The organism is Blautia ammoniilytica (genome assembly GCF_025566965.1).
In the GTDB taxonomy this organism is placed as follows: domain Bacteria; phylum Bacillota; class Clostridia; order Lachnospirales; family Lachnospiraceae; genus Blautia_A; species Blautia_A ammoniilytica.
On the sequence record NZ_JAOQJL010000018.1, the window covers coordinates 56,594 to 77,629 of the forward strand.

The following is a 21,036-nucleotide window of genomic DNA, read 5'->3' on the forward strand; positions in this document are numbered from 1 at the left end:
CAGGGATGCTTTTTCAGGAACCTGCGGTGCATTGCACAGAATTGTGGAAGAAGCCGGGCGAAAGCTGCGGCATGGAAAAAATTGAAGAGATAGAGTCGAGAAATAACAAAGCAGAAAGGAAAAGCTTTTGGAAATACCGGGCAGATTTGTTTCCCCCGAAAAGCAAAGTCTGTCGTCCTGAAAAAGTGTCCCTGTGCCGTCCTTTCAGAAGGCTGAAAAAAGCAAGTTTGACTGTGGAATGTGCGTTGGTACTGCCACTATTTCTGGCAGCAGTAACTGTCATGATCTCTTTTATGGACATTTACAAGGTACAGACCCAGCATCTGGTCTCCTTGTGCCAGAAGGCAAAAGAAATAGGAATGTATACTTATGCCATGGGTGAAAACGGTACCAGTGAACTGATATTGCCGGACATATATTCCTTTCAACCAATTGGGGGTATCCTTCCCTTGCCGGCAGTGTGGACCTGTACAACTGTAAAAGTTCACACCTGGACAGGTATGGAACATCGGACAGGAATTGGAGATGGATCTGAAGGTGAATCCGGAAAAATGGTCTATATGACAGAAAACGGTCAGGTTTATCATAAAAAAATGAGCTGCAGCTATTTGGACCTGTCCATTACTCAGGTAGCAGGAAGCTCGGTGTCATCCAGGCGAAATGCTTATGGGGAAAAATACTATCCATGTGAAAGCTGCAGTAAAGGCAAGAAAGCAGCCGGACGGGTTTACATAACGGAAAAAGGCAATCGGTACCATAATCTGGAGACCTGTAGTGGATTGAAGAGAGCGGTACGACTTGTGAAGGAATCTGAAATTAAAGGCATTCATGCCTGCAGCAGATGTGGCTGAAAGGATAGATGTAAAATGCTTAAAACAGCAGGGGTAATACTGTTCCTTGGATGGAACAGCTGGAAGGATATACGTAAAAAAGAGATTTCCCTGATAATAACCGGCATCTTTGCTTTTCTTGGAATTATGACAGCCTTCTATAATCGAAACGTGACAGCACAGTATTTTATTCCGCCTCTTGTGGGAGGAGGTTTCCTGGGAATCAGTGCAGTGTCAGGAAATCAGATCGGAGCAGGAGATGGCCTTCTGTTGATTGCCCTGGGTACAGTGCTGGAAACGGAAGAATACCTGAGAACTATATGTCTGGCATTGATTGGCTGTGGTCTGTGGGCAGTGATTTTATTGGGAATCCTGAGAAAAAAGAAAACAACGGAACTGCCATTTGTACCTTTTGTCCTGTTGGGATATGTGGGAGGGCTTTTACTGTGAAGAAGATCAAAAAGGGAAGTATGACAATTGAAGCAGCGTGTTTGATGTTTCTGGTTTTACTGGTGATCATGAGCTGTGTGTATCTTTTTTTCTTTGTCCATAACCGGGCATGGCTTACTGCGGCTGCTTATGAAGCAGCCATAGACGGAAGCATGGAAGGAATAAAGAAAAATGGAAAGCCTGTGGAAGTGGCCAGGAAAAAATGTGAAGAGCTGGGAAATACAGGTTTTTTTACAGCGGAAAATCTGAACGGACAGGTTAGTGGACAAAAGAATATCCAGGTAGTCTATGATCTGGATACGGATAAAGGTTTTGGAGGATTTGACTGGCATATTCGGGCAGAAGGCAAGACTGCTGTTATAAAGCCTGTGTCATGGATACGGAAAGCAAAAGCCGTATCGGAGATGGTGAAAGGAGCCACGGATGGATGATGAAAGCAGAATATAAAAGAGATATGAATCATAATTATCTGATTCTTTATCAGGAGGAGCCGGTGGACACTGCCTCCTATCAGGTGAGAATGCTGGTTGGGAATGTGATTCCATCTGTGCTGAAGTGCCGGATGCAGGGAGTGGACGGACAATTGATGGTTTATTATGATATTACATCCAGGCAGCCGCTGGCGTCTTTGTTTGAGGATAAGAAACTGAATCATGAAGACCTGCGGCTGGTTTTTGGAGGTTTTATCCAGGTAATGGAGGAAATGTCAGAATATCTTCTGAATCCGGGAAGACTGGTGTTGCAGCCGGAATACATGTATGTGGATCTGGAAAAAAGAGAATTATTCTTCTGCTATTTGCCTGGGTATGAAAAAGATATAAGGATTCAGTTTCAGTGTCTTACTGAGTATATTCTTCCCAGATTGGATCATGAGGATTCACAGGCAGTAATGCTTGGATATGGTATTTATCGCAGGGCACTGGAGGATAGTTTTCACCTGGAGCATATCAAAGAAGAATTGTTCCGTAAACGCAGTGATGAAGACGTCGTTATAAAGCAGGAAGTAAAGGACAGTGGGGTATGGAAAGAAGATCCGAAAAGTGCAAAGATTCCGGAGGGGAAAGATCTGTGGATGGAAGATGGATCTGCAGGGATGCAGGCGGAAACTCTGTTAGCACAAAGCAGGACAAATAAAAGGAATCAAAATAGGAAAAGTGTGGAAAACAGAAAAAAAGACACAGAAAAACGGGAAATACCATGGAAAGAAATAGGGGGCTGCATGACAGGGGCTGGCGTAGGCCTTCTTATCCTGGCTGCCAGAATCTGGGGATATCTGCCGCAGATTCCGTTTTGGCTGCTTCTTAGCGTGATGGTGAGCTTTATGGGGATCGGAACATTAGTCGCCGTACTTTTGGAGCGAAAAGAAACCAGAAATGCTGAAATTGTATATAACCAAAGATCAACACCTATGCAGAAATCAGAAGACAGTTTTTCACAGGTTGGCAGTGTGGGAGCTAAAGGAGAAGATAATGAATTACTTGGAGAAACTGTGGTTTTGTCTTCCGGAAATGTATATGGCCCGTCTACTTTGGTGAGTAAAGAGCCAGGGGAACTGGCAACCATCTACCTGAATGAGGATCTGACAGTAATCGGAAAACTGGAAAATGCTGCAGATGCAGTGATCAATCTTCCTACTGTCAGCAGAATGCATGCCAAGATCAGAAAAAGAGAAGGGGAGTATTATCTGACAGACCTGAATTCCAGAAATGGGACGGCTGTAAATGGGCAGATGCTGAAACCAGAGGAGGATTATCTTTTGCAGGATCAGGACGAGGTGGATTTTGCACAGGCAAGATATATTTTTATTAAAATCGGATAAAAAGCAAAGAGCTATTTGACGCGGCAGAGAAACATAGCTATAATTGCAACTATCTAGTACAGTGGATGCGGAATGGTTACATATAATTCATATCAAAGGAGGATCACCATGCCGGTTTTTGATTTTAATAATACGTCTGAACAGACAGAAATGGTTCAAAGTGAGTGTACGTATACGGTTTTTTATTCAGATGAGACAGAGGCTACACCTGAAAAGCCCATGCTGGTTTTAGATAATAAAGAGAGGCAATGGAAGCATCATTCCTGTGGATATTTTACAAATCCGGGGAAAAGGACTTCTTTTGAATTTAAAGAAGATGAGGGTGTTTTCTGCACAGATATTCTGAAAATAGATGCAAGATTTGTAAGCCTTTTAAAATGGCTGGGAGAAAATCATATTAATGTAAGGCTTTCCGGAGAGAATCAGGAAGATGGATATGCAGTTTACAGGATTCGTGAGATCGCGTTTGGAGGCGGAACAAAGCTGTCGGCAGAGGATGGTTTTCTTCAATTTATGATCGGAAGACTCCTGGCCAGCAACGCACCTGCACAGGAACAGGAAGATGAGGATGCAGTTGAAGATGGCGATGAGATGAAGCTCACCAGTATTCAGAGTATTACAGATTTTATGAACTGTGCAGGGAAAACACTGCCTGATAATATACGGTTGTGGGCAAGGAGAAATTTGGCAGTGGCACGTTCCCATGAAGTATCACAGGAAGAACGCAGGCATGCACAACGCGCATTGTCTATTATGATGAATATTCAGTGGAAGAGTAATTATTTTGCTCCCATTGATCCTGATGAGGCAAGAAAGATCCTGGATGAAGAATTGTATGGTATGGAAAGGGTAAAGCAGAGAATTATTGAGACGATCATACAGATCAACCGGACTCATACACTTCCCGCATATGGACTTTTACTGGTAGGGCCTGCAGGAACCGGCAAATCCCAGATCGCATATGCAGTAGCACGTATTTTGAAGCTTCCCTGGACAACTCTGGATATGAGTTCCATTAATGATCCGGAGCAGCTGACAGGAAGTTCACGTATTTATGCAAATGCGAAGCCGGGGATTATTATGGAGGCCTTTTCGGCGGCAGGAGAATCAAATCTTGTATTTATCATCAATGAACTGGATAAGGCTTCTGCCGGGAAAGGAAATGGCAATCCTGCAGATGTGCTTTTAACTTTGCTGGACAATCTGGGCTTTACGGATAATTATATGGAGTGTATGGTTCCTACGGTGGGCGTATATCCTATTGCAACTGCAAATGATAAAGATCAGATCAGTGCACCGCTGATGTCCCGCTTTGCAGTGATCGAGCTTCCTGATTATACTCCGGAAGAAAAGAAAGTGATCTTTTCACGGTTTGCGCTTCCAAAAGTATTGAAGCGTATGGGATTGAAAGAACAGGAATGTGTGATCAGTGAGGCCGGATTAGAGGCAGTTGTTGAGAAGTATGCAGATACAACCGGTATCCGTGATCTTGAGCAGGCTGCAGAGCATATTGCGGCGAATGCACTGTATCAGATCGAAGTAGACCATGTAAAGTCAGTAGTCTTTGACAGGGATATGGTAAGAGAGCTTCTTTCTTGAGAGATAATATTGTAGCGATACAATTTTATTGACTGATAATTTTTTTGCGTTTTATGTGCAAATTTAGAGAATTTTTTGTATCCGCAGGTTTGAAGATATGCTATAATGCTTAAGTAGGGAAATTAGATGAAAGATGAATTGAAAAAAATGCCTGTAACAGCGTGCCTGATATTGGTGAATCTGATCGTATTTTTGATCACAGATTTTACAGGTGGTACAGAGAACACAGTTCATATGATCGCCTGTGGAGCCGGTTATGGTCCATTAATAACAGGCGCAGGGGAATGGTATAGGGTGTTTACATCTATGTTCCTTCATTTTGGAATTTCACATCTGGCTAATAATATGCTGGTTTTGTTTGTCCTTGGACAGCGCCTGGAGCCTGCAGTTGGAGGAGTAAGGTATCTGCTTATTTATCTCCTGTCTGGCTTTGGAGGGAATGTGATTTCTTTGGAATTGGAAATGAAAAGCAGTAATTATGCAGTTTCTGCAGGGGCTTCAGGAGCTGTATTCGGAGTGATGGGAGCCATGATTTATGTAATTCTGCGTAATAAGGGAAGGGTGGCTGATCTTTCCATTAAAAAGATGATGATCATGGCGGCCTTTTCTCTATATTTCGGCTTTACAAGTACAGGGGTGGACAATGCTGCTCATGTGGGCGGTTTGATTTGTGGCTTCTTGGCAGCTTTGCTGTTATATCATCCAGGGAAAGGGACAGTAAGGATGATACGGAAGACCGAGCCCTGATCAGGAGAACTTTCGAGATCGATCCTGCCTCCGTGAGCTTCTACAATTTCTTTTGTAACAGCAAGTCCAAGCCCGCTGCCTGTGGACTTGAAGGTGATGAAGGGTGAAAAAATATCTTTTTGTACTTCAGGAGGGATACCACATCCGTTGTCCATGACAGAAATACAGACAGCTTGTGCACTGGCATGGACACGGAAGGTAATCTTGCCTCCAGAGGAAGGAACTGCTTCCTGTGCATTACGCAAAAGATTCAGAATCGCCTGTCTGAGCTTGATTCGGTCAACTGGAAGTATGGGAAGGTTGTCAGGGCAATCCGCTGCAAAGTTAATGCCAAGATAATCGAAAGTAGGTTTTACCGAGGAAATAATGGAAGACAGATAAGAACTCAGGTCTGTAAGTTCCAGTTTGATATGCCCGGCATTGCTGTAGCAGGACAGATCATTCAGAAGCTCTCTTATATATTCCATATTTTCCATAATCTCTTCCCATTCCTGATAATCTGCAAGTTCCGGATGAGTGGATACCATCAGAAGCAGTTCGCTGTTGATCAGAGAAATGGGATTTCGTATTTCGTGAGAAAATTTTGACAGTGTAAGCCGAAAATGGTTTTTTAACTGTTCGGTAGTGGTATTTGTCATATTATCACCTCAATTGGAAGTGTATCATGGTAATACTCTGACAGCAAGCAATATCGTAGTAAAAATATCGAGATAATCCGACATTTACGAATGATTCCTGACAAAGATACTGATTTGTTTCTCATTATCTACAGAGTGGGGGTCACGGCATAGCTGATGTATGCATAGAGAGGCTATATAGTCTGGAATGCATTTCATTATACATAAAGAAAATAACAGGAGGAATGAAAGATGGAAACGTGTATTTTTTGTAAGATCGCAAATGGCGAGATACCGGCTGCAACATTGTATGAGGATGAGGATTTTCGTGTGATCCTGGACCTGGGACCTGCAAGTAAAGGACATTCTCTGATCATTCCCAAGAGTCATGTGGCTAATATTTATGAGATACCGGATGAACTTGCTGCAAAAGCAATGCTCCTGGCAAAAAAAATGGCAGGTAAACTGACAGACGCTCTTGACTGTGACGGATTTAATATTGTACAGAATAATGGAGAAGCTGCAGGTCAGACTGTTTTTCATTTCCACATGCATTTGATTCCAAGATATAAAGATGATCATGCGGGAGTAACATGGACGCCTGGAACTTTGACTGATGAAGTAAAAGAAGAAATACTGGCAAAAATCAGAGGTTGATAGAGCACATCTATGGGATGGCTGATCAGAACAGGACAAGTATATGAATAATGCGGAATTCCAGGAATTTTACGAAAAATACTATGAATTCTCAACAAGGATAGCAAATAAGATTGTAAAGAGTCATGTTGTTGCGGAAGATATCAGCCAGGAAACATTTTTTAATTTATACAAGATCAAAGATGCTCTGGATTGCAGCAGTGAACTTAGGCTGCAAGGATTGGTCGCCAAAGCTGCTGTAAATAAAGCAAGAGATTATCTGAGGAAAAATTACACAAAACGGGAAATCTTTCAGATGGACCAGATTGGACAGGAGAAATACCTGGAATCTGTGGAGGATCAATTCCTTGATGTGGAGAAAAAGAAGTACATGTTCAAGGCACTTGAAAACCTCAGAAAGAAAAATAAAAAGAATTATGAGATTTATGTTGCAATAAAAATCCTGGATATTCCTCCTGAAAGGGTTGCCTTGGTATACAAGATGTCAAAAAATAATGTAAACAACCGTATTTACAGGACAAAACAATGGTTGATGGAAGAATATACCAGGATTTATGATAGTTTCGGCTGATCAGGCAATACAGCTTTCGATGATGGAAACGATCTGGTTGATAGAATCTAACTGCTTGCTGCTTTGCATAGCTTCAATGTAGGAATTGCGGTTCTCATATAATTTACGGATGGAATCCATTAACACAGATTCTGTGATTTCCTCTTCTTCAAGAACCATACTATAGCCCTGACGCTCAAATGAACGGGCATTCAGAATCTGGTCACCACGGCTTGCATTGGCAGACAGAGGGATCAGAAGGTTTGGCTTGGCCAGTGCGTTAAGTTCGCAGATGGCATTTGCACCGGCTCTGGAGATTACGATATCGGCTAAAGCAAACAGATCGGGAAGTTCTTCTTTTATATATTCATATTGTACATATCCTGCGGTGTGTTCAAGAGAACTGTCGGTTTTGCCTTTGCCGCAAAGATGGATCACCTGAAATTCTTTCAGAAGCTCAGGAAGGATCTTGCGTACATTCTCATTTACTGAGGCAGCACCAAGACTGCCGCCAATGACCAGAAGAACCGGTTTGTCAGAGGAAAAACCGCAGAAGTTACGGGCAGCTTCTTTATCACCGTGAAGGAGTTCCTGACGGATAGGAGTTCCTGTAAGGACTGCTTTATCTGCTGGAAGTGTGGAAACAGTTTCCGGAAAATTACAGCAGATTTTGGTTGCTGAAGAAAGACACAATTTATTTGCCAGCCCCGGGGTCATATCGGATTCATGTATGATGGCAGGTATTTTACGCTTTTTTGCAGCCAGAACTACAGGAACTGTGACGAAACCACCTTTTGAGAATACTACATCAGGCTTTAACTGTTTCATCAGTTTTTTTGCCTGACTATATCCTTTCAGTACCCGGAAAGGATCAGAGAAATTTTTGATGTCAAAGTACCGTCTTAATTTTCCTGAGGAAATACCATAATAAGGAATTCCAAGTTCCTGGATCAGGCTTTTCTCGATACCATTATAAGAACCGATATAAGATATCTGGAATCCTTTTTCCTGGAGCTTGGGAATAAGAGCAATATTTGGAGTTACGTGGCCGGCGGTTCCGCCACCGGTGAGTACAATATGTTTCATAGGGGCCTCCTGGAAATTCTTAGAAAGTCCAGCCGGAATAAATAATCGGCTGGCAGATGTATTAAGATAAATATGAACCCCTGTGGAAGAATTGTCAAGGACAGATGAATGTCCGGGAGAAAAAAATGAGTAGACGATTAGTGGATGAGGATGATTTATCAGATCAGAGATTATATACAGATGAGGAAATCCATGTTTTTTATGGGCAACTGGTAGAGCGCCTGAAAGCAGAAGGGGTATACAGGGAAGATGAGGATGAATCAAAGGAAAAAACCCATGCAGGAAAGAACAGGTATAACAAAGTGGTGCAGCAGCATAGGAGAGTAAAGACCGCAGGATTTGCCATTGTATGTTTTCTTGGCGTGTTAGCTGCAAGCATGATAAGCGAAACAAACAGGAATTATGTTGTAAAAACCATTACATACTTATTTAGTGATGAGACTAATGTGATCGTAGACAATGTCCCAGGGAATGAATGCCCGGATCTGAACGAAGAAGAGGCAGGGACAGAAAAAATCTAAAAAATAATAAAAAAGTTGCAGATTTTGAGTGATTTTTGAGAAAATCTTTCGTATTAAAGATGTAATGTAAATTTCACAGGAAAATAATGGTATGGTACCGGATTAGAAATAACCTGCTTGACAAAACAAATTCATCCAATACGTATTATTTCCGTGCAACAACAATAACCCAACTGCACAGTGTACAATACGGTGATGAAAACTAAATAGTCAGACATTGAAAAACCGTTGTCCGAAAAATAGAACAAAAAAATAGCACTGTGATTTTGCATTACCGTTCAACGGTTTGAAATGCCTGCCCAAATTGTCTGGCAGGAGCTGATAGAAGCAAATGAAGAAATTAAAGAACAAAAATTGAGCTATTTGAACAAAAATGATAGCTGAAATTTAGGAAAAACAACCAAAAAGATTTGGCTTTTATATAGAAATTTGTAAATGAAAAAATTCATTTTCTATGGTATTATGCTGTGTATTCAAAGAGCCTTGAGGGTGACGGGGAGAATGCAGAAGTGAAGATTTCTGTCGGAGAAGTTGGGCAGATCAGAGCTGCAAAGGAGGAATAGAAAATGGATTGGAGAGATTCCTGTGTAGATGAAATATCTAAACATCACTGCTTTTTTTCGGCATTACACAGACAACGGTTTATGGAATTATTTGAGATGGTACAATGTGAGCCTTTTCTCACAAAGGAGATTGCAAAATGCATTTTCCTTGCTGCATGGCAAAGACCTTCTACAGATGAAATGGCCGGGATTTTTCAGAAACTGATCGATGAAGAGGCAATGGAGGCAAATTGCCTGCAGGGAGCCAGAGACAGTCGCCCTGCAACAGCGGACGAGCGGGAGATATTTAAGCTTGCCCAGGATTTCCTGGCACATCCGGAGGAAACACCAGATGAAGCATGTCTGATCCGATTGTCAAAAGCATGGATTCCGTTGGGAGACTGCGCACTTCAGGTCAGTGAGATTATAGATAGCTTATAAAACAAACAGGATTTGGGTCTGAAGAACCTATAGGGTATCATAAGAAAGCAGACAGATATCAAGATGAAAATCATTATGTATCTGCCCCATCTTATGATACCTTTTTTGATGATTACACGGATTGTTCCGTGCTTTGCACTCCCACAATCACTGTAATCATAAAATCATTGAGGTATGAATTGTTCACTGGTATAATGATTGCAAAATATAGCACTCATCATTACAGGTGATGAGAAATAAATGTCAATTGATGAACACCAATGAATACGAAGGAGGAATACAAGTGAAAAAATGGGCGCGGGCACTGTATCAGCCAAATCTTCCATTGGAAGAAAACCATCGGGTAACAGCATGCGAAGAACACATCCGGTTATCAAAAGAAGCTGCAACAGAAGGAATGGTGCTTTTGAAAAATGAAAAAAATCTGCTTCCCCTGGCAAAAGGAACCAGACTGGCACTTTTCGGAAAAGGTACCTTTGATTATGTGAAAGGTGGAGGCGGCAGCGGAGACGTAACTGTTTCCTATATTCGTAATTTATATGAAGGTCTGAAAATGCAGACCGGTATAGTAGACATATATGAACCTTTGGCAGATTATTACAGGGAAAATGTGCACCACCAGTATGAACAGGGAACTGCTCCTGGGATGACTGTAGAGCCGCTGCTTCCGGAAGGGCTGTTAAAAGGAGCAAAGGCTTTTGCAGATACTGCCGTGATCGTGATCAGCCGTTTTTCTGGAGAAGGATGGGATCGTTCTGGTATAGAATGCAGGGATGAAGATGATGAACTGCCGCAGGGCGAACTGACCATGCCCAAGATCTCCCAGCAGGTATTCCCAGATGGGGATTTTTATCTTACAGAAAATGAGAAGAAGATGATCCGTCAGGTGGAAACAACATTTGACAAGATTGCAGTAGTTTTAAATGTTGGCGGGATCGTGGACACTACATGGATCAAAGAAAATGATCAGATCAGCAGTGCACTTCTTGGCTGGCAGGGAGGCATGGAAGGCGGTCTTGCCATGGCAGAGATCCTTTGTGGAAAGGTAAATCCATCCGGAAAGCTGACAGACACCTTTGCAAGGAGAGCTGAAGACTATCCCTCTATGGAAACCTTTCATGAGTCTTTCTACTATGTGGACTATACGGAGGATATCTATGTAGGATATCGGTACTTTGAGACCATTCCCGGTGCTGCTGCAAAAGTAATATATCCCTTTGGATATGGGCTTTCCTATACGGACTTTGAAGTACAGACAGAACAAACAGAAGAAAGAGAAGGCAGGATCTTAATTTATGTAAGGGTCACAAATACAGGGAAGCGGGCAGGAAAAGAAGTGGTGCAGGTGTACTTTCAGGCACCCCAGGGACTACTTAAAAAGCCATTCCGTCAGCTGATCACGTTTGAGAAGACAAGGCTTTTACAGGCAGGGGAAAGCCAGATTCTGAAGCTTTCCTTCAAAGCAGATGAGATGGCTTCTTATGATGATCTGGGTAAGATCCGTAAATCTGCCTGGATCCTGGAAAAAGGAACCTATGAATTTTATGTGGGAACTTCTGTAAGAGACACAGAAAAAACAACATATAGCTGGGAGCAAAAAGAAGATAAAGTTACAAAGCAGCTTATGGCAAAGCTGGTGCCGTCCAATCTGAAGAAAAGGATGCTGTCTGACGGTACTTATGAGGCTTTGCCATTAATGGAAGCCAATGATCCGAATGCATGTGTTTTTGAAAAAATGCATCCTGGAAGCGAGGAAGGGCTTACACCGGTTATCCGTGCATGGGAACGGAGAAAGCTTTGGGGAGTGAGAAAAGAGGAACCAAAGCAGTTTATACAGGTGGCAGAAGGAACACTGACGATGGATGAGTTTATAAACCAGCTCACAGAAGAAGACCTGCTGGAGCTTCTGGGTGGACAGCCTAATACAGGAGTGGCGAATACCTTTGGATTCGGTAATCTTCCCGGATACGGAGTACCTAATATTATGACTGCAGATGGTCCGGCCGGTCTCAGGATCGCACCGGAGTGCGGGATCTGCACTACAGCATGGCCCTGCGCTACACTTCTTGCATGTACCTGGAATACGGATCTGGTAGAAATGATAGGTGAGGCCGGAGCCAAAGAGGTAAAGGAAAATAATATCGGCGTATGGCTTACTCCAGCAGTAAATATCCACAGAAATCCTCTTTGTGGCAGGAATTTTGAGTATTATTCAGAGGATCCGCTGGTAGCAGGTAAAATGGGAGCAGCCATGGTACGTGGGATCCAGTCCAGGCATATTGCAGCTACTGTAAAGCATTTTGCTGCTAATAATAAAGAAACTAACAGAAAGCACAGCGATTCCCGGGTATCTGAGCGTGCACTTCGTGAAATCTACCTGAAAGCTTTCCAGATTATTGTTGAAGAGGCTGATCCATGGGCAATAATGTCCTCTTATAATATTATCAATGGACACAGGGCTTCGGAATGTAAGGAATTGCTGGAAGACATTTTGCGTGGAGAGTGGGCCTTCAAAGGAATGGTTACTACGGATTGGTGGACCAGGGGAGAACATTACAAAGAGATTAAAGCAGGAAACGACTTGAAAATGGCAAACGGTTTCCCGGAAAGAGTGAAGCGAGCCATGGATCTGGGAGAATTGGACAGGAAGGATCTGGAGCATTGTGCAAAGAGGATCCTGGAACTGATCCTGAAACTGGATTGATCATAAAAAGGAGCACATCTCATACTGTAAAGGGTATGGAATGTGCTCCTTTTCATATATTACCGGATGTGTACCGGTGAAATCAGATGGTCACCGTCGGGAACTGCCTGCCAAACAGTTATATCAGATATTCATTTTTCTTCAGCATTTCCAGAAGGATGTTCTGTGTGTATGCTCCGATATGCTTCTGGGTCTCTTTATCCAGCTGATCCACATAAATAGGTTTGCCGTATTCAATAACTACATGGCAAGGCTTGATCTTTGGAAAATGAGCTTCCCACAAATTCACTGAACCGGAAATCGCCATTGGGATAATAGGGCATTTGGCACGGGTGGCAATCTTGAAGCTTCCCTCATGGAATGGCAGAAGATCTGTCTCCTTTTCATTCTTATTACGTGTACCCTCAGGGAAAATACAGATGGAAATCCCGGATTTTACCTTCTCAATAGCAGTAAGAATGGTTTTCAGTCCCTGTTTAATATCTGTACGGTCAAGGAAAAGACAGTGCAGATACTTCATCCAGCTGGAAAGCAGAGGTACCTTCTCAAGCTCCTTTTTGGCTACATAGCCTGTGCGGATAGGACATCTGGGATATGTAAGCGGAATGTCGAAAAAGCTGCGATGATTGCCGATGTAAAGGACCGGTGCGTCCTTGGGAACATTCTCCTCGCCGATCACTGTGACCTTAACTCCGGAGATCCATAGAACACCCTTAAATACAGCCTGGATGATTCTAAGGGAACTGATATCCTTGGCAGATGGTGAAAATTTCCCGATGATCCATTCAGCGATAAGAAGGGGAATGGAAAGGATAAGAAATACCACTACATAGGTTACACAAAGTATAAATCGAATCATAATTTTGGCTCCTTAGTTTTCCTGAATTTCATTCTAGCAAGGGAAAAATGGAAAGTCAATACTGTGTTCATAAACGGCAGAGTACCGCATAAAATGAATAGTGAAAGACCAGTGGAGGTTTGCCATGGGAAGGAGAAAACTGTTGATCAGTCTGCTGCTGTTAATGCTGGTTTTGCTTTCAGGCTGCAGATTTGTCAAGATCCGGGAGGAAGAAAGGCAGCCTCTGGAATATGAAATCGTCGGCCAGGATCAGATACCCGAAGAGCTGGCAACGATTATCCGGGAGCGTAAAACCGGAAAAATGCAAATGACTTATCAAAGAGGCGGGGAGATGTATCTGGTAAAAGGCTACGGACAGCAGCTTAGCGGCGGGTACAGCATTCAGGTGAAAGAATTGAGCTGTTCCTCCAACGGAGTGTTTTTTAAAACCAGGCTGCTGGGACCGGAGGATCTGGAAAAGGCGTCAGGAGTTCCATCCTGCCCTTACATTGTGGTTAAGATGCAAAACCGAAAGGATCCAGTGGAGTTTTTGTAAAAAGATTTTTGTAAAGGGAAGCAGGAAGGAGAGGGGAAAGTGGAATTAAGAAAAGAAAGTGTTCAGATGCTGCGGATCAAAAGCAAGGCCACCAGTCAGGTGACTTTTGATGTGGATTATAATGTGCCGGATGTAAAACCGGATATTGGCAGGATGATCCAAAGTAAAGGTGAGGTTTCCATGGATGAGGTGCGCCTGGGTGAGGGGAAGGCATTTATAAAAGGAAATCTGCTGGCAGATATGCTGTATGTGGGGGAAGAAGCCGGAAAAGTGCACAGTCTGACAGCTAAACTGTCCTTTGAGGAGACTTTGAACCTGGAGGGAATCGTCAGTGGGGATAAAATCTGCCTGAAGTGGGAGATTGAAGATCTGAGCATACATGTGATCCATTCCAGGAAGCTGAATATAAAAGCCATTGTTACCTTACGGGCAGTTGTGGATGAAATGAAAGGGATTCTGATTCCTGTAGACGTTTGCGAAGAGAATGTTTCTGTAAAAAAGAAAAAGATTCATCTGATGAGCCTGATGGTACATAAGAAAGATACTTTGCGGATAAAGGATGAAATGACCATTTCTTCCAATAAGCCCAATATAGGAAATCTGTTGTGGCATACCATTTCGGTAAGAGGTCTGGATCTGCGGCCGGAAAACCATCTCCTTCGGGCCAGAGGGGAACTGGCGGTGTTTGCCCTGTATACCGGAGATGATGAAGGAAATACCCTGCAGTGGGTAGAATATGCCCTTCCTTTTGAAAGGGAAGTAGAATGCAGCGGATGCCAGGAGGAAATGATTCCGAATATTGAAACCTGGGTGATGCATCAGTCACTGGAGGTAAAGCCAGATGCAGACGGGGAAGAGCGGATCCTGGTTGCAGATGTGGTACTGGAACTGGATCTGAAGCTTTACAGGGAAGAGGATCACCAATTGGTACAGGATGTATATTCCCCTCTTAAGGAGTGTATTTCTCAAGGGAAAACAGAAACACTGGAAGGGCTTCTGGTACGAAACTTTTCTAAGTGCAGGGTAACAGACCGGATCCAGGTAAAGGAGACCCAAGGCAAGATCCTGCAGCTGTGCAGCAGTCAGGGCACGATAAAAATCGACAAAACAAAGATTGTGGAAAATGGTATCCAGGCAGAAGGGATCCTGCTTTTGAAAGTGCTGTATGTGGTAGGAAATGATGAAATGCCGCTGTATTCTATGGAAGGAATGATCCCATTTACCCATGTGATTGAAGCTCAGGGAATCCGTGAGGGATGTTCCTATTATCTGCAGGCGGAGCTGGAGCAGCTCTCTACTATGATGGCAGACAGCAACGAACTGGAGATCCGTGCAGTTCTTGGCCTGAATGTTCTGGTGCAGCAGCCAGTGGAAGAGCTGATCATTGACAGGATCCAGGAAAAGCCTCTCGACATGGCAAAAATACAAAGTATGGCGGGAATCACTGTGTATATGGTAAAACCAGGGGAAAGTATGTGGGATATTGCTAAAAAATTTTATACCACAAAAGAGGAAATCATCAGGATGAATGAACTGGCAGATGATCTGGTAACACCGGGGCAGCCATTATTGTTGGTAAAAAAAGTATAATTCCCCATGAAAATATGTATTGAAATAAATACAAAACTCATTTAAAATGGATTGTATACAAAGTACAAAAGATGTGGGGGATTTTATGCGATTACGTGCATATGCGAAGATTAATCTTGGATTAGATATTCTGGGGAAGCGGTCTGATGGATATCATGAAGTAAAAATGATCATGCAGACCATTCAGATGTATGATCTGCTGGAAATAAAGAAAAAGAAAACATCAGGCATCAGCCTTACATCCAATGTGCCCTATGTGCCTACAGATGAGCGGAATCTTGCATATAAAGCAGCTAAGCTGCTGATGGATGAGTTCGAAGTTCAGGAAGGGCTTTCCATTAAGCTGGAGAAATTTATTCCAGTGGCAGCAGGGATGGCCGGGGGCAGTTCTGATGCAGCAGCAGCCATGATAGGAGTGAACCGGCTGTTTCAGATGGGGCTTACAGACCGAGAGCTGATGGAGCGAAGTGTACAGATTGGTGCAGATGTGCCCTATTGTATCATGAAGGGCACAGCCCTGGCAGAAGGGATTGGGGAACGATTGACTTCATTACCTGCTCTTCCCAGATGCTATGTTCTTATTGGCAAGCCCTCGGTAAGTGTATCTACCAAGATGGCATATGAAAGTCTGGACCTGACTTCCGTTTCGGTACATCCGGATATTGATGGTATGATCCGTGATATCCAGGCTGGGGATCTCACCGGGATAGTATCCAGGATGGGGAATGTATTTGAGCCAGGTATCCAGAAGCGGTATCCTGTGATCGGGGATATCCGCAGACTGATGGAAGAGTATGGGGCCATGAAAGCTATGATGAGCGGCAGTGGTCCTACTGTATTCGGCATTTTTCAGGATGCAGCCCAGATGGAAAAGGCAGCAGCAGCTTTGCGGGACAGCCATCTGGCAAAAGTAGTATTTGCTACAGAAGTATACAACCGGAATGGAGGAACTACCAATGACAAGTGATTTTTCGGCAGATATGAATGAGTACCTTCCTCTGCGGGAAGTTGTTTTTAATACCCTTAGGCAGGCAATCCTGAAAGGTGAGCTGAAGCCAGGGGAGAGATTGATGGAGATCGCACTGGCAGAGCGTCTGGGAGTCAGTCGGACTCCTATCAGGGAGGCTATGCGTAAGCTGGAACTGGAGGGTCTTGTAGTCATGATCCCAAGAAGAGGTGCACAGGTTGCTAACATTACAGAGAAGGATCTAAATGATGTGTTGGAGGTGCGCATCGTTCTTGAGAATATGGCCATTGAGAAGGCATGCGCCCGTATGACAGAAGAGGATATTGAGAAGCTGTGGGCGGCTGCCAAGGCTTTTGAGCAGACTACGGCAGAGGGGAATCTGGTGAAGATGGCAGAGGCTGACGTGGCTTTTCATGAGATCATTTATCAGGCCTCTGACAATAAAAGGCTGATCCAGGTACTGAACAATCTTCGGGAACAGATCTACCGCTACCGGGTAGAATATCTGAAGGAAGAAGAAACGAGGAATCTTCTTGTAAAGGAGCATGAGGAGATCACACAGGCGATCCGGGAACGTAATGTGGGACAGGCCAGGGAGCTTTCCTACCAGCATCTGGAGAATCAGCGCAAGGGGATCATTTCTTCCATTCAGACAGAAGAGTGATCTGCAGTTGCTTTCACCGTACTAGTACAGGTGGATCTGCTTTATTAAAGATATAGATCCGCTGCTGTTCCTGCATAAAACCCAAATATCTGGAAATTCTAAGAGAGATGTAAAAGTCTCTCTTTTTTTATGTTTTATGGAGGAATGGCGGTGGATAAGAATAACAGCAAAACGGAAGAGGAGAAAAAGGTTTCGGTAAGTCTGAGGGAAAACGAGGCTTATATAAGGAAACGGTGTGAAAACTGCGGAGATATTGTGATACGTCCTATGCGGCTGGGAAAAGAGCGGAAAGCAGACTGCCTGATGGTTTATCTGGAAGTGGCAACCGCCAATATGATGCTGGAGGATTCGGCACTTGGAAAAATGATCAATCACTTCTGGGAAATTCCTCCGGAACAGATCCGGGAATTTGTGAAGAACAACAGCCTTGGCATTGCATCAGCAGGGAAACTTTCTACAATGCAGGAAGTTTTTGCAGCACTGCTGGCAGGGAATGCGGTGTTTTTCCTGGATGGATTTGATCAGGCAATGAAGATCTCAAGCAGCGGCTATCCTGGTATGGGCGTGTCTGAAACGGAAACGGAAAAGGTACTAAGAGGATCCAAGGAAGGATTTTCTGATAGTGTAAAGATCAATTCTGCACTGGTAAGAAAAAGGCTGCGGGATACCAGAATGAAGGTGGAAGAGCATTATATGGGTGTTCGTTCCAATACCCTGATCCATATGCTTTTTATGGAGGATCTGGTACGGGAAGAGCTTCTGGATGAGATACGGGAGCGGATGGAAGCCTTTCAGGTGGATGGGATCCTGGACAGCGGTATGCTGGAGCAGCTAACAGAAGATTCCTGGATTTCACCATTTCCCCAATATCAGACTACAGAGCGGCCGGATCGGGCGGCACAGGAGATTTTAAACGGAAAAGTAGTACTGCTTTGTGACAATTCCCCTTTTGCTTTAATCTTTCCGGGAACTTTTTCAGGCTTTATGGAAAGCAGCGAGGACTGGTATAACCGGTTTGAGATGGCTTCATTTCTGCGGATCATGCGGTATCTGGCAATGCTGGCCGCCACACTGCTTCCAGGACTTTATCTGGCTGTGATCCGGTTCCATACTCAGGTTCTGCCGGCCAATCTGATTCTGTCTTTTGCACAGGCAAGGGAAGGCGTGCCTTTTTCCAGTGTGGCCGAGCTTTTGTTTCTGGAACTGGGGTTTGAACTGATCCGGGAGGCAGGGGTACACATACCGGGAACACTGGGAAATGCCATGGGGATCGTAGGCGGCCTGATCATAGGATCTGCAGCAGTGGAGGCCAATCTGGTAAGTCCCATCGTGGTAATGATCGTAGCGATTACTGCTCTTGGTTCACTGGCAATTCCAAATGAAGAATTTACGTCTGCTTTTCGGCTTATTAAATATTTTTTCCTGTTTCTTGGCGGCTATCTGGGTATTTACGGGATGGTGCTGGGAATCTACATGGTAATCTCGCATCTGGCAGGGCTTTTAAGCTTTGGATTTCCTTACCTTGGTGCGTTTACCAGGAAGAACAAAGCCCAGGGAGTAGGAGACGGCATTTTCCGGATACCATTTCGGCTTCGCAGGTACAGGCCTGTGTTTGCCAGTAGAAAAGAAAGAATCCGGCTGAAAAGGAGAAAACAGTAATGAGAATAGAAGAAAATAACAGGATTTCTCACAAACAGCTTTATTTCCAGATCCTGCTTACGTTTACATCCCCGTTACTTCTGGGACTTTTTGGAAAAGGAAGACCTGCAGGAATCTGGGGGATCCTGGGTACGGCAGCAGCGGTGATCCTGTTGTTCCTTTATCTGGTATTTCTCATCCGGCTGGCACCTTTTTGCACAAATCTGAAAAAATATGCAGGGACAGGGGGAGGCATTGTGATCGCCTTGTTTTTGTCAGTATATGTGATCTTAACCTGCGGATATCTGCTGCATATGCTTGCAGTGATCGTACCGGAGAGCCTGACAAACCAGATCAGCGGAAAATTGATCGCTTTTCTTGCAGTGCTGGTGTGTGCTATGGGCACCCATAAAGGGATGCAAAGACGGGGGCGTATGGCAGGAGCAAGCGGCGGCCTGTATTTGGCAGCAGTTATTCTTCTTATGGTACTGACCGCATTTCAGGGAAGGAAGGATTATCTTGTACAGATGATAGAGGATTCTGTTGCAGCAGGTCTGGAGTTTAAAGATGGATTTTATATTCAGTTGTGTGCTTTTTCAGGGATCGGACTTTTGCCTTTTTCCCTGCCTTGCGTGGAAAAGCAGGGCAGCAGCGGAAAAGTCCTGGCCTGTGGGATATTGACTCTGGGCGGGATACTTGTGGGAATGGAGCTGCTTCTGCCCGCTGTTTTTGGATGGAACAGGGTTTTGCAGGAGGAATATCCGGTGCTGCCTCTTTTGGCAGGTGCCAATCTGCCGGGCAATGTGCTGGCGAGATTTGATGTGATCTGGATGGGAATCCTGGTGTTTGGGCTTTTATTTTCTATAGGAAGTATTCTTCATTACGGTGATCAGATCCTGAAAAATGCCAGGCTTGGAACTGGCAGATACTGGCTGGCAGGTGCTGCTTATGCTGTTTCCCTGACGAAAGTAAAGGGGCTTGGTATCGGGCAGATTTTTGAGCCCTATCTGGAGTATGTTTTCCTTCCCGGGCTATTGCTTCTGCAGATATTCCTGATGGTACGGAACCGAGGAAAATGGAAGAAAAAAGGTCTGGCAGCTGCGGGAATGGTTTTGAGTATGTGTTTATTTGCAGGGGGATGCGGAGGTGTTGAGCCTGAAAAAAGAATTTATCCGTTGGCCTTAGGCGTAGATCTGGATGAAAAAAAGAATTATGTTTTCACATATGGAATGCCGGATATGATGCGGGCTACCGGGCAGGATAAGGCAGGAGAGGAAGGCGTGGGCAGTTTGACTGTTTCAGGCAGCAGCTTTTCTGAAATAGAGCAGGTCTATCGCAGGTCACAGGGAAAATATCTGGATCTGGGACATCTGCAGATCCTGGTGCTTGGTAATTCCATGCTGGAAAGGGAAAACTGGAGGCACCTGGCAGATTATCTGCGGCAGGAGCTTTATGTAGGGGAAAATATTTACGTATTTCAGGCAGAAAACGGACAGAGGGCTGTAAGCTGGAGGTCCGGTACAGAAAGCTCTCTCGGAGAATGGGTACAGGGGATCATGGAAAATAACCAGTGGGACAGAAGACCTGATGGGATCACTTTGCGGGACATTTATTATGATTTTTATACAGGAAAAGAACTACAGAAGCTGCCCGTGATCCGTGTGGAAGGAGAGCAGATCCATGTGGATTTTCCAGGGCAGAATAAACAGGAAAAAACAGGGAATACTTAAGGGAAAGAAACAGGAGGTACAAAAGGTGAGAAAGTGGTTAAGGAGAAAAAGCACCTGGCTGTGTCTTTCCCTGCTGTCAGGTCTTCTGGCAGTGGGATTTACAGGAAATACAGCGGATATGGGAAATACACAAAAGCCTCACAGTATAGTGGCATGGTGGGGGCTTTTGTACCCTGATTTTTGCAGGATTCCGGCGGAAGAATGGAAAGAGGAGCAGGATGTGGAGGATACACAGCCTAAATATGTCTTTTGGATTGTGGAATTTATAAAGAATCTGTAAGTGCAAAGCACGGAACAATCCGTGTAATCATGGGGCTGTCGGGAAATAGATAGTTCCAAAGCAGGGAGGGTATGACTCACAACGAGTCATACCCTCCCTTCAGACTGTAGACAAACTTGGTGTTGGGTGTTATGCCCAGCACCATTTTTCTTTTAAAACTTCTTTTCTTTTTATTTTCTTCAAAATCAACAAAAATCTGGCTGTGTTCCA

At 44.0% G+C, this 21,036-nt stretch carries 21 protein-coding genes; 18 read left to right on the forward strand and 3 right to left on the reverse strand.

Annotated features, from left to right (window positions below; translation table 11 throughout):
• Window positions 1–5: 5 nt before the first annotated feature.
• From OCV61_RS10380 to OCV61_RS10405, 6 genes are all read left to right on the forward strand, one after another.
• The gene (locus OCV61_RS10380) at window positions 6–851 is read left to right on the forward strand and encodes a TadE/TadG family type IV pilus assembly protein (RefSeq protein WP_262582790.1); all 846 of its coding nucleotides are present in this window, start codon (window positions 6–8) and stop codon (window positions 849–851) included.
• 15 nt (window positions 852–866) lie between these two features.
• Complete coding sequence (locus OCV61_RS10385; protein WP_158421732.1) at window positions 867–1,280, forward strand: prepilin peptidase; 414 nt, start codon at window positions 867–869, stop codon at window positions 1,278–1,280.
• Window positions 1,277–1,711 carry a TadE family protein gene (locus OCV61_RS10390; RefSeq protein WP_262582791.1) on the forward strand — a complete coding sequence of 145 codons (435 nt, stop codon included), beginning with the start codon at window positions 1,277–1,279 and terminating at the stop codon, window positions 1,709–1,711. Before OCV61_RS10385 ends, OCV61_RS10390 begins: the two co-directional genes overlap by 4 nt.
• Window positions 1,708–3,099, forward strand: a complete 1,392-nt coding sequence (locus tag OCV61_RS10395; RefSeq protein WP_262582792.1) for a DUF6382 domain-containing protein — start codon at window positions 1,708–1,710, stop codon at window positions 3,097–3,099. Before OCV61_RS10390 ends, OCV61_RS10395 begins: the two co-directional genes overlap by 4 nt.
• A 108-nt stretch (window positions 3,100–3,207) precedes the next feature.
• Window positions 3,208–4,698: an AAA family ATPase gene (locus OCV61_RS10400; protein ID WP_158421734.1), complete on the forward strand. Its 1,491-nt coding sequence runs from the start codon at window positions 3,208–3,210 to the stop codon at window positions 4,696–4,698.
• Window positions 4,699–4,824: 126 nt separating this feature from the next.
• On the forward strand, window positions 4,825–5,445 hold the full coding sequence (locus OCV61_RS10405; RefSeq protein WP_262582793.1) for a rhomboid family intramembrane serine protease: 621 nt from the start codon (window positions 4,825–4,827) through the stop codon (window positions 5,443–5,445).
• On the opposite strand, the gene OCV61_RS10410 is transcribed toward OCV61_RS10405, so the two are convergent.
• Window positions 5,397–6,083: a sensor histidine kinase gene (locus tag OCV61_RS10410; RefSeq protein WP_158421735.1), complete on the reverse strand. Its 687-nt coding sequence runs from the start codon at window positions 6,081–6,083 to the stop codon at window positions 5,397–5,399. The genes OCV61_RS10405 and OCV61_RS10410 overlap by 49 nt on opposite strands.
• Before the next feature lie 231 nt (window positions 6,084–6,314).
• Here OCV61_RS10410 and OCV61_RS10415 point away from each other — a divergent pair, with 231 nt between their 5' ends.
• Both OCV61_RS10415 and OCV61_RS10420 read left to right on the forward strand, forming a co-directional pair.
• The gene (locus tag OCV61_RS10415; protein ID WP_158421736.1) at window positions 6,315–6,719 is read left to right on the forward strand and encodes an HIT family protein; all 405 of its coding nucleotides are present in this window, start codon (window positions 6,315–6,317) and stop codon (window positions 6,717–6,719) included.
• A 43-nt stretch (window positions 6,720–6,762) separates the two neighbouring features.
• The gene (locus OCV61_RS10420) at window positions 6,763–7,290 is read left to right on the forward strand and encodes an RNA polymerase sigma factor (RefSeq protein ID WP_158421737.1); all 528 of its coding nucleotides are present in this window, start codon (window positions 6,763–6,765) and stop codon (window positions 7,288–7,290) included.
• On the opposite strand, the gene OCV61_RS10425 is transcribed toward OCV61_RS10420, so the two are convergent.
• Window positions 7,291–8,355, reverse strand: a complete 1,065-nt coding sequence (locus OCV61_RS10425) for an undecaprenyldiphospho-muramoylpentapeptide beta-N-acetylglucosaminyltransferase (protein WP_158421738.1) — start codon at window positions 8,353–8,355, stop codon at window positions 7,291–7,293. It abuts the gene before it with no gap.
• A 125-nt stretch (window positions 8,356–8,480) separates the two neighbouring features.
• Here OCV61_RS10425 and OCV61_RS10430 point away from each other — a divergent pair, with 125 nt between their 5' ends.
• The 3 genes from OCV61_RS10430 (at window position 8,481) to OCV61_RS10440 (ending at window position 12,563) form a co-directional block, all read left to right on the forward strand.
• The gene (locus OCV61_RS10430) at window positions 8,481–8,876 is read left to right on the forward strand and encodes a hypothetical protein (protein WP_158421739.1); all 396 of its coding nucleotides are present in this window, start codon (window positions 8,481–8,483) and stop codon (window positions 8,874–8,876) included.
• Window positions 8,877–9,442: 566 nt separating this feature from the next.
• Window positions 9,443–9,859, forward strand: a complete 417-nt coding sequence (locus OCV61_RS10435) for a hypothetical protein (protein WP_158421740.1) — start codon at window positions 9,443–9,445, stop codon at window positions 9,857–9,859.
• Window positions 9,860–10,142: 283 nt separating this feature from the next.
• Window positions 10,143–12,563, forward strand: coding sequence for a glycoside hydrolase family 3 protein (locus tag OCV61_RS10440; protein WP_158421741.1), 2,421 nt, complete (start codon window positions 10,143–10,145; stop codon window positions 12,561–12,563).
• Between the two features lie 118 nt (window positions 12,564–12,681).
• On the opposite strand, the gene OCV61_RS10445 is transcribed toward OCV61_RS10440, so the two are convergent.
• Window positions 12,682–13,422, reverse strand: coding sequence for a lysophospholipid acyltransferase family protein (locus OCV61_RS10445; RefSeq protein ID WP_158421742.1), 741 nt, complete (start codon window positions 13,420–13,422; stop codon window positions 12,682–12,684).
• A 124-nt stretch (window positions 13,423–13,546) separates the two neighbouring features.
• Between OCV61_RS10445 and OCV61_RS10450 the strand changes: the two genes are divergently transcribed.
• The 7 genes from OCV61_RS10450 (at window position 13,547) to OCV61_RS10480 (ending at window position 20,826) form a co-directional block, all read left to right on the forward strand.
• Window positions 13,547–13,957 (forward strand): protease complex subunit PrcB family protein, encoded by a 411-nt coding sequence (locus tag OCV61_RS10450; RefSeq protein ID WP_262582794.1) that lies wholly within the window; start codon window positions 13,547–13,549, stop codon window positions 13,955–13,957.
• 39 nt (window positions 13,958–13,996) lie between these two features.
• Window positions 13,997–15,547 carry a DUF3794 and LysM peptidoglycan-binding domain-containing protein gene (locus OCV61_RS10455; RefSeq protein WP_158421743.1) on the forward strand — a complete coding sequence of 517 codons (1,551 nt, stop codon included), beginning with the start codon at window positions 13,997–13,999 and terminating at the stop codon, window positions 15,545–15,547.
• 85 nt (window positions 15,548–15,632) lie between these two features.
• Window positions 15,633–16,514, forward strand: coding sequence for a 4-(cytidine 5'-diphospho)-2-C-methyl-D-erythritol kinase (gene ispE / locus OCV61_RS10460; protein WP_158421744.1), 882 nt, complete (start codon window positions 15,633–15,635; stop codon window positions 16,512–16,514).
• Window positions 16,504–17,178: a GntR family transcriptional regulator gene (locus OCV61_RS10465; RefSeq protein ID WP_158421745.1), complete on the forward strand. Its 675-nt coding sequence runs from the start codon at window positions 16,504–16,506 to the stop codon at window positions 17,176–17,178. The genes ispE and OCV61_RS10465 overlap by 11 nt, the downstream gene beginning before the upstream one ends.
• A 150-nt stretch (window positions 17,179–17,328) precedes the next feature.
• Entirely contained in the window at window positions 17,329–18,837 is a 1,509-nt protein-coding gene (locus OCV61_RS10470; protein ID WP_262582795.1) for a spore germination protein, read from the forward strand.
• Window positions 18,837–20,546 carry a GerAB/ArcD/ProY family transporter gene (locus OCV61_RS10475; RefSeq protein ID WP_158421747.1) on the forward strand — a complete coding sequence of 570 codons (1,710 nt, stop codon included), beginning with the start codon at window positions 18,837–18,839 and terminating at the stop codon, window positions 20,544–20,546. Before OCV61_RS10470 ends, OCV61_RS10475 begins: the two co-directional genes overlap by 1 nt.
• A 25-nt stretch (window positions 20,547–20,571) precedes the next feature.
• Window positions 20,572–20,826 carry a hypothetical protein gene (locus OCV61_RS10480; protein ID WP_158421748.1) on the forward strand — a complete coding sequence of 85 codons (255 nt, stop codon included), beginning with the start codon at window positions 20,572–20,574 and terminating at the stop codon, window positions 20,824–20,826.
• Window positions 20,827–21,036 lie beyond the last annotated feature (210 nt).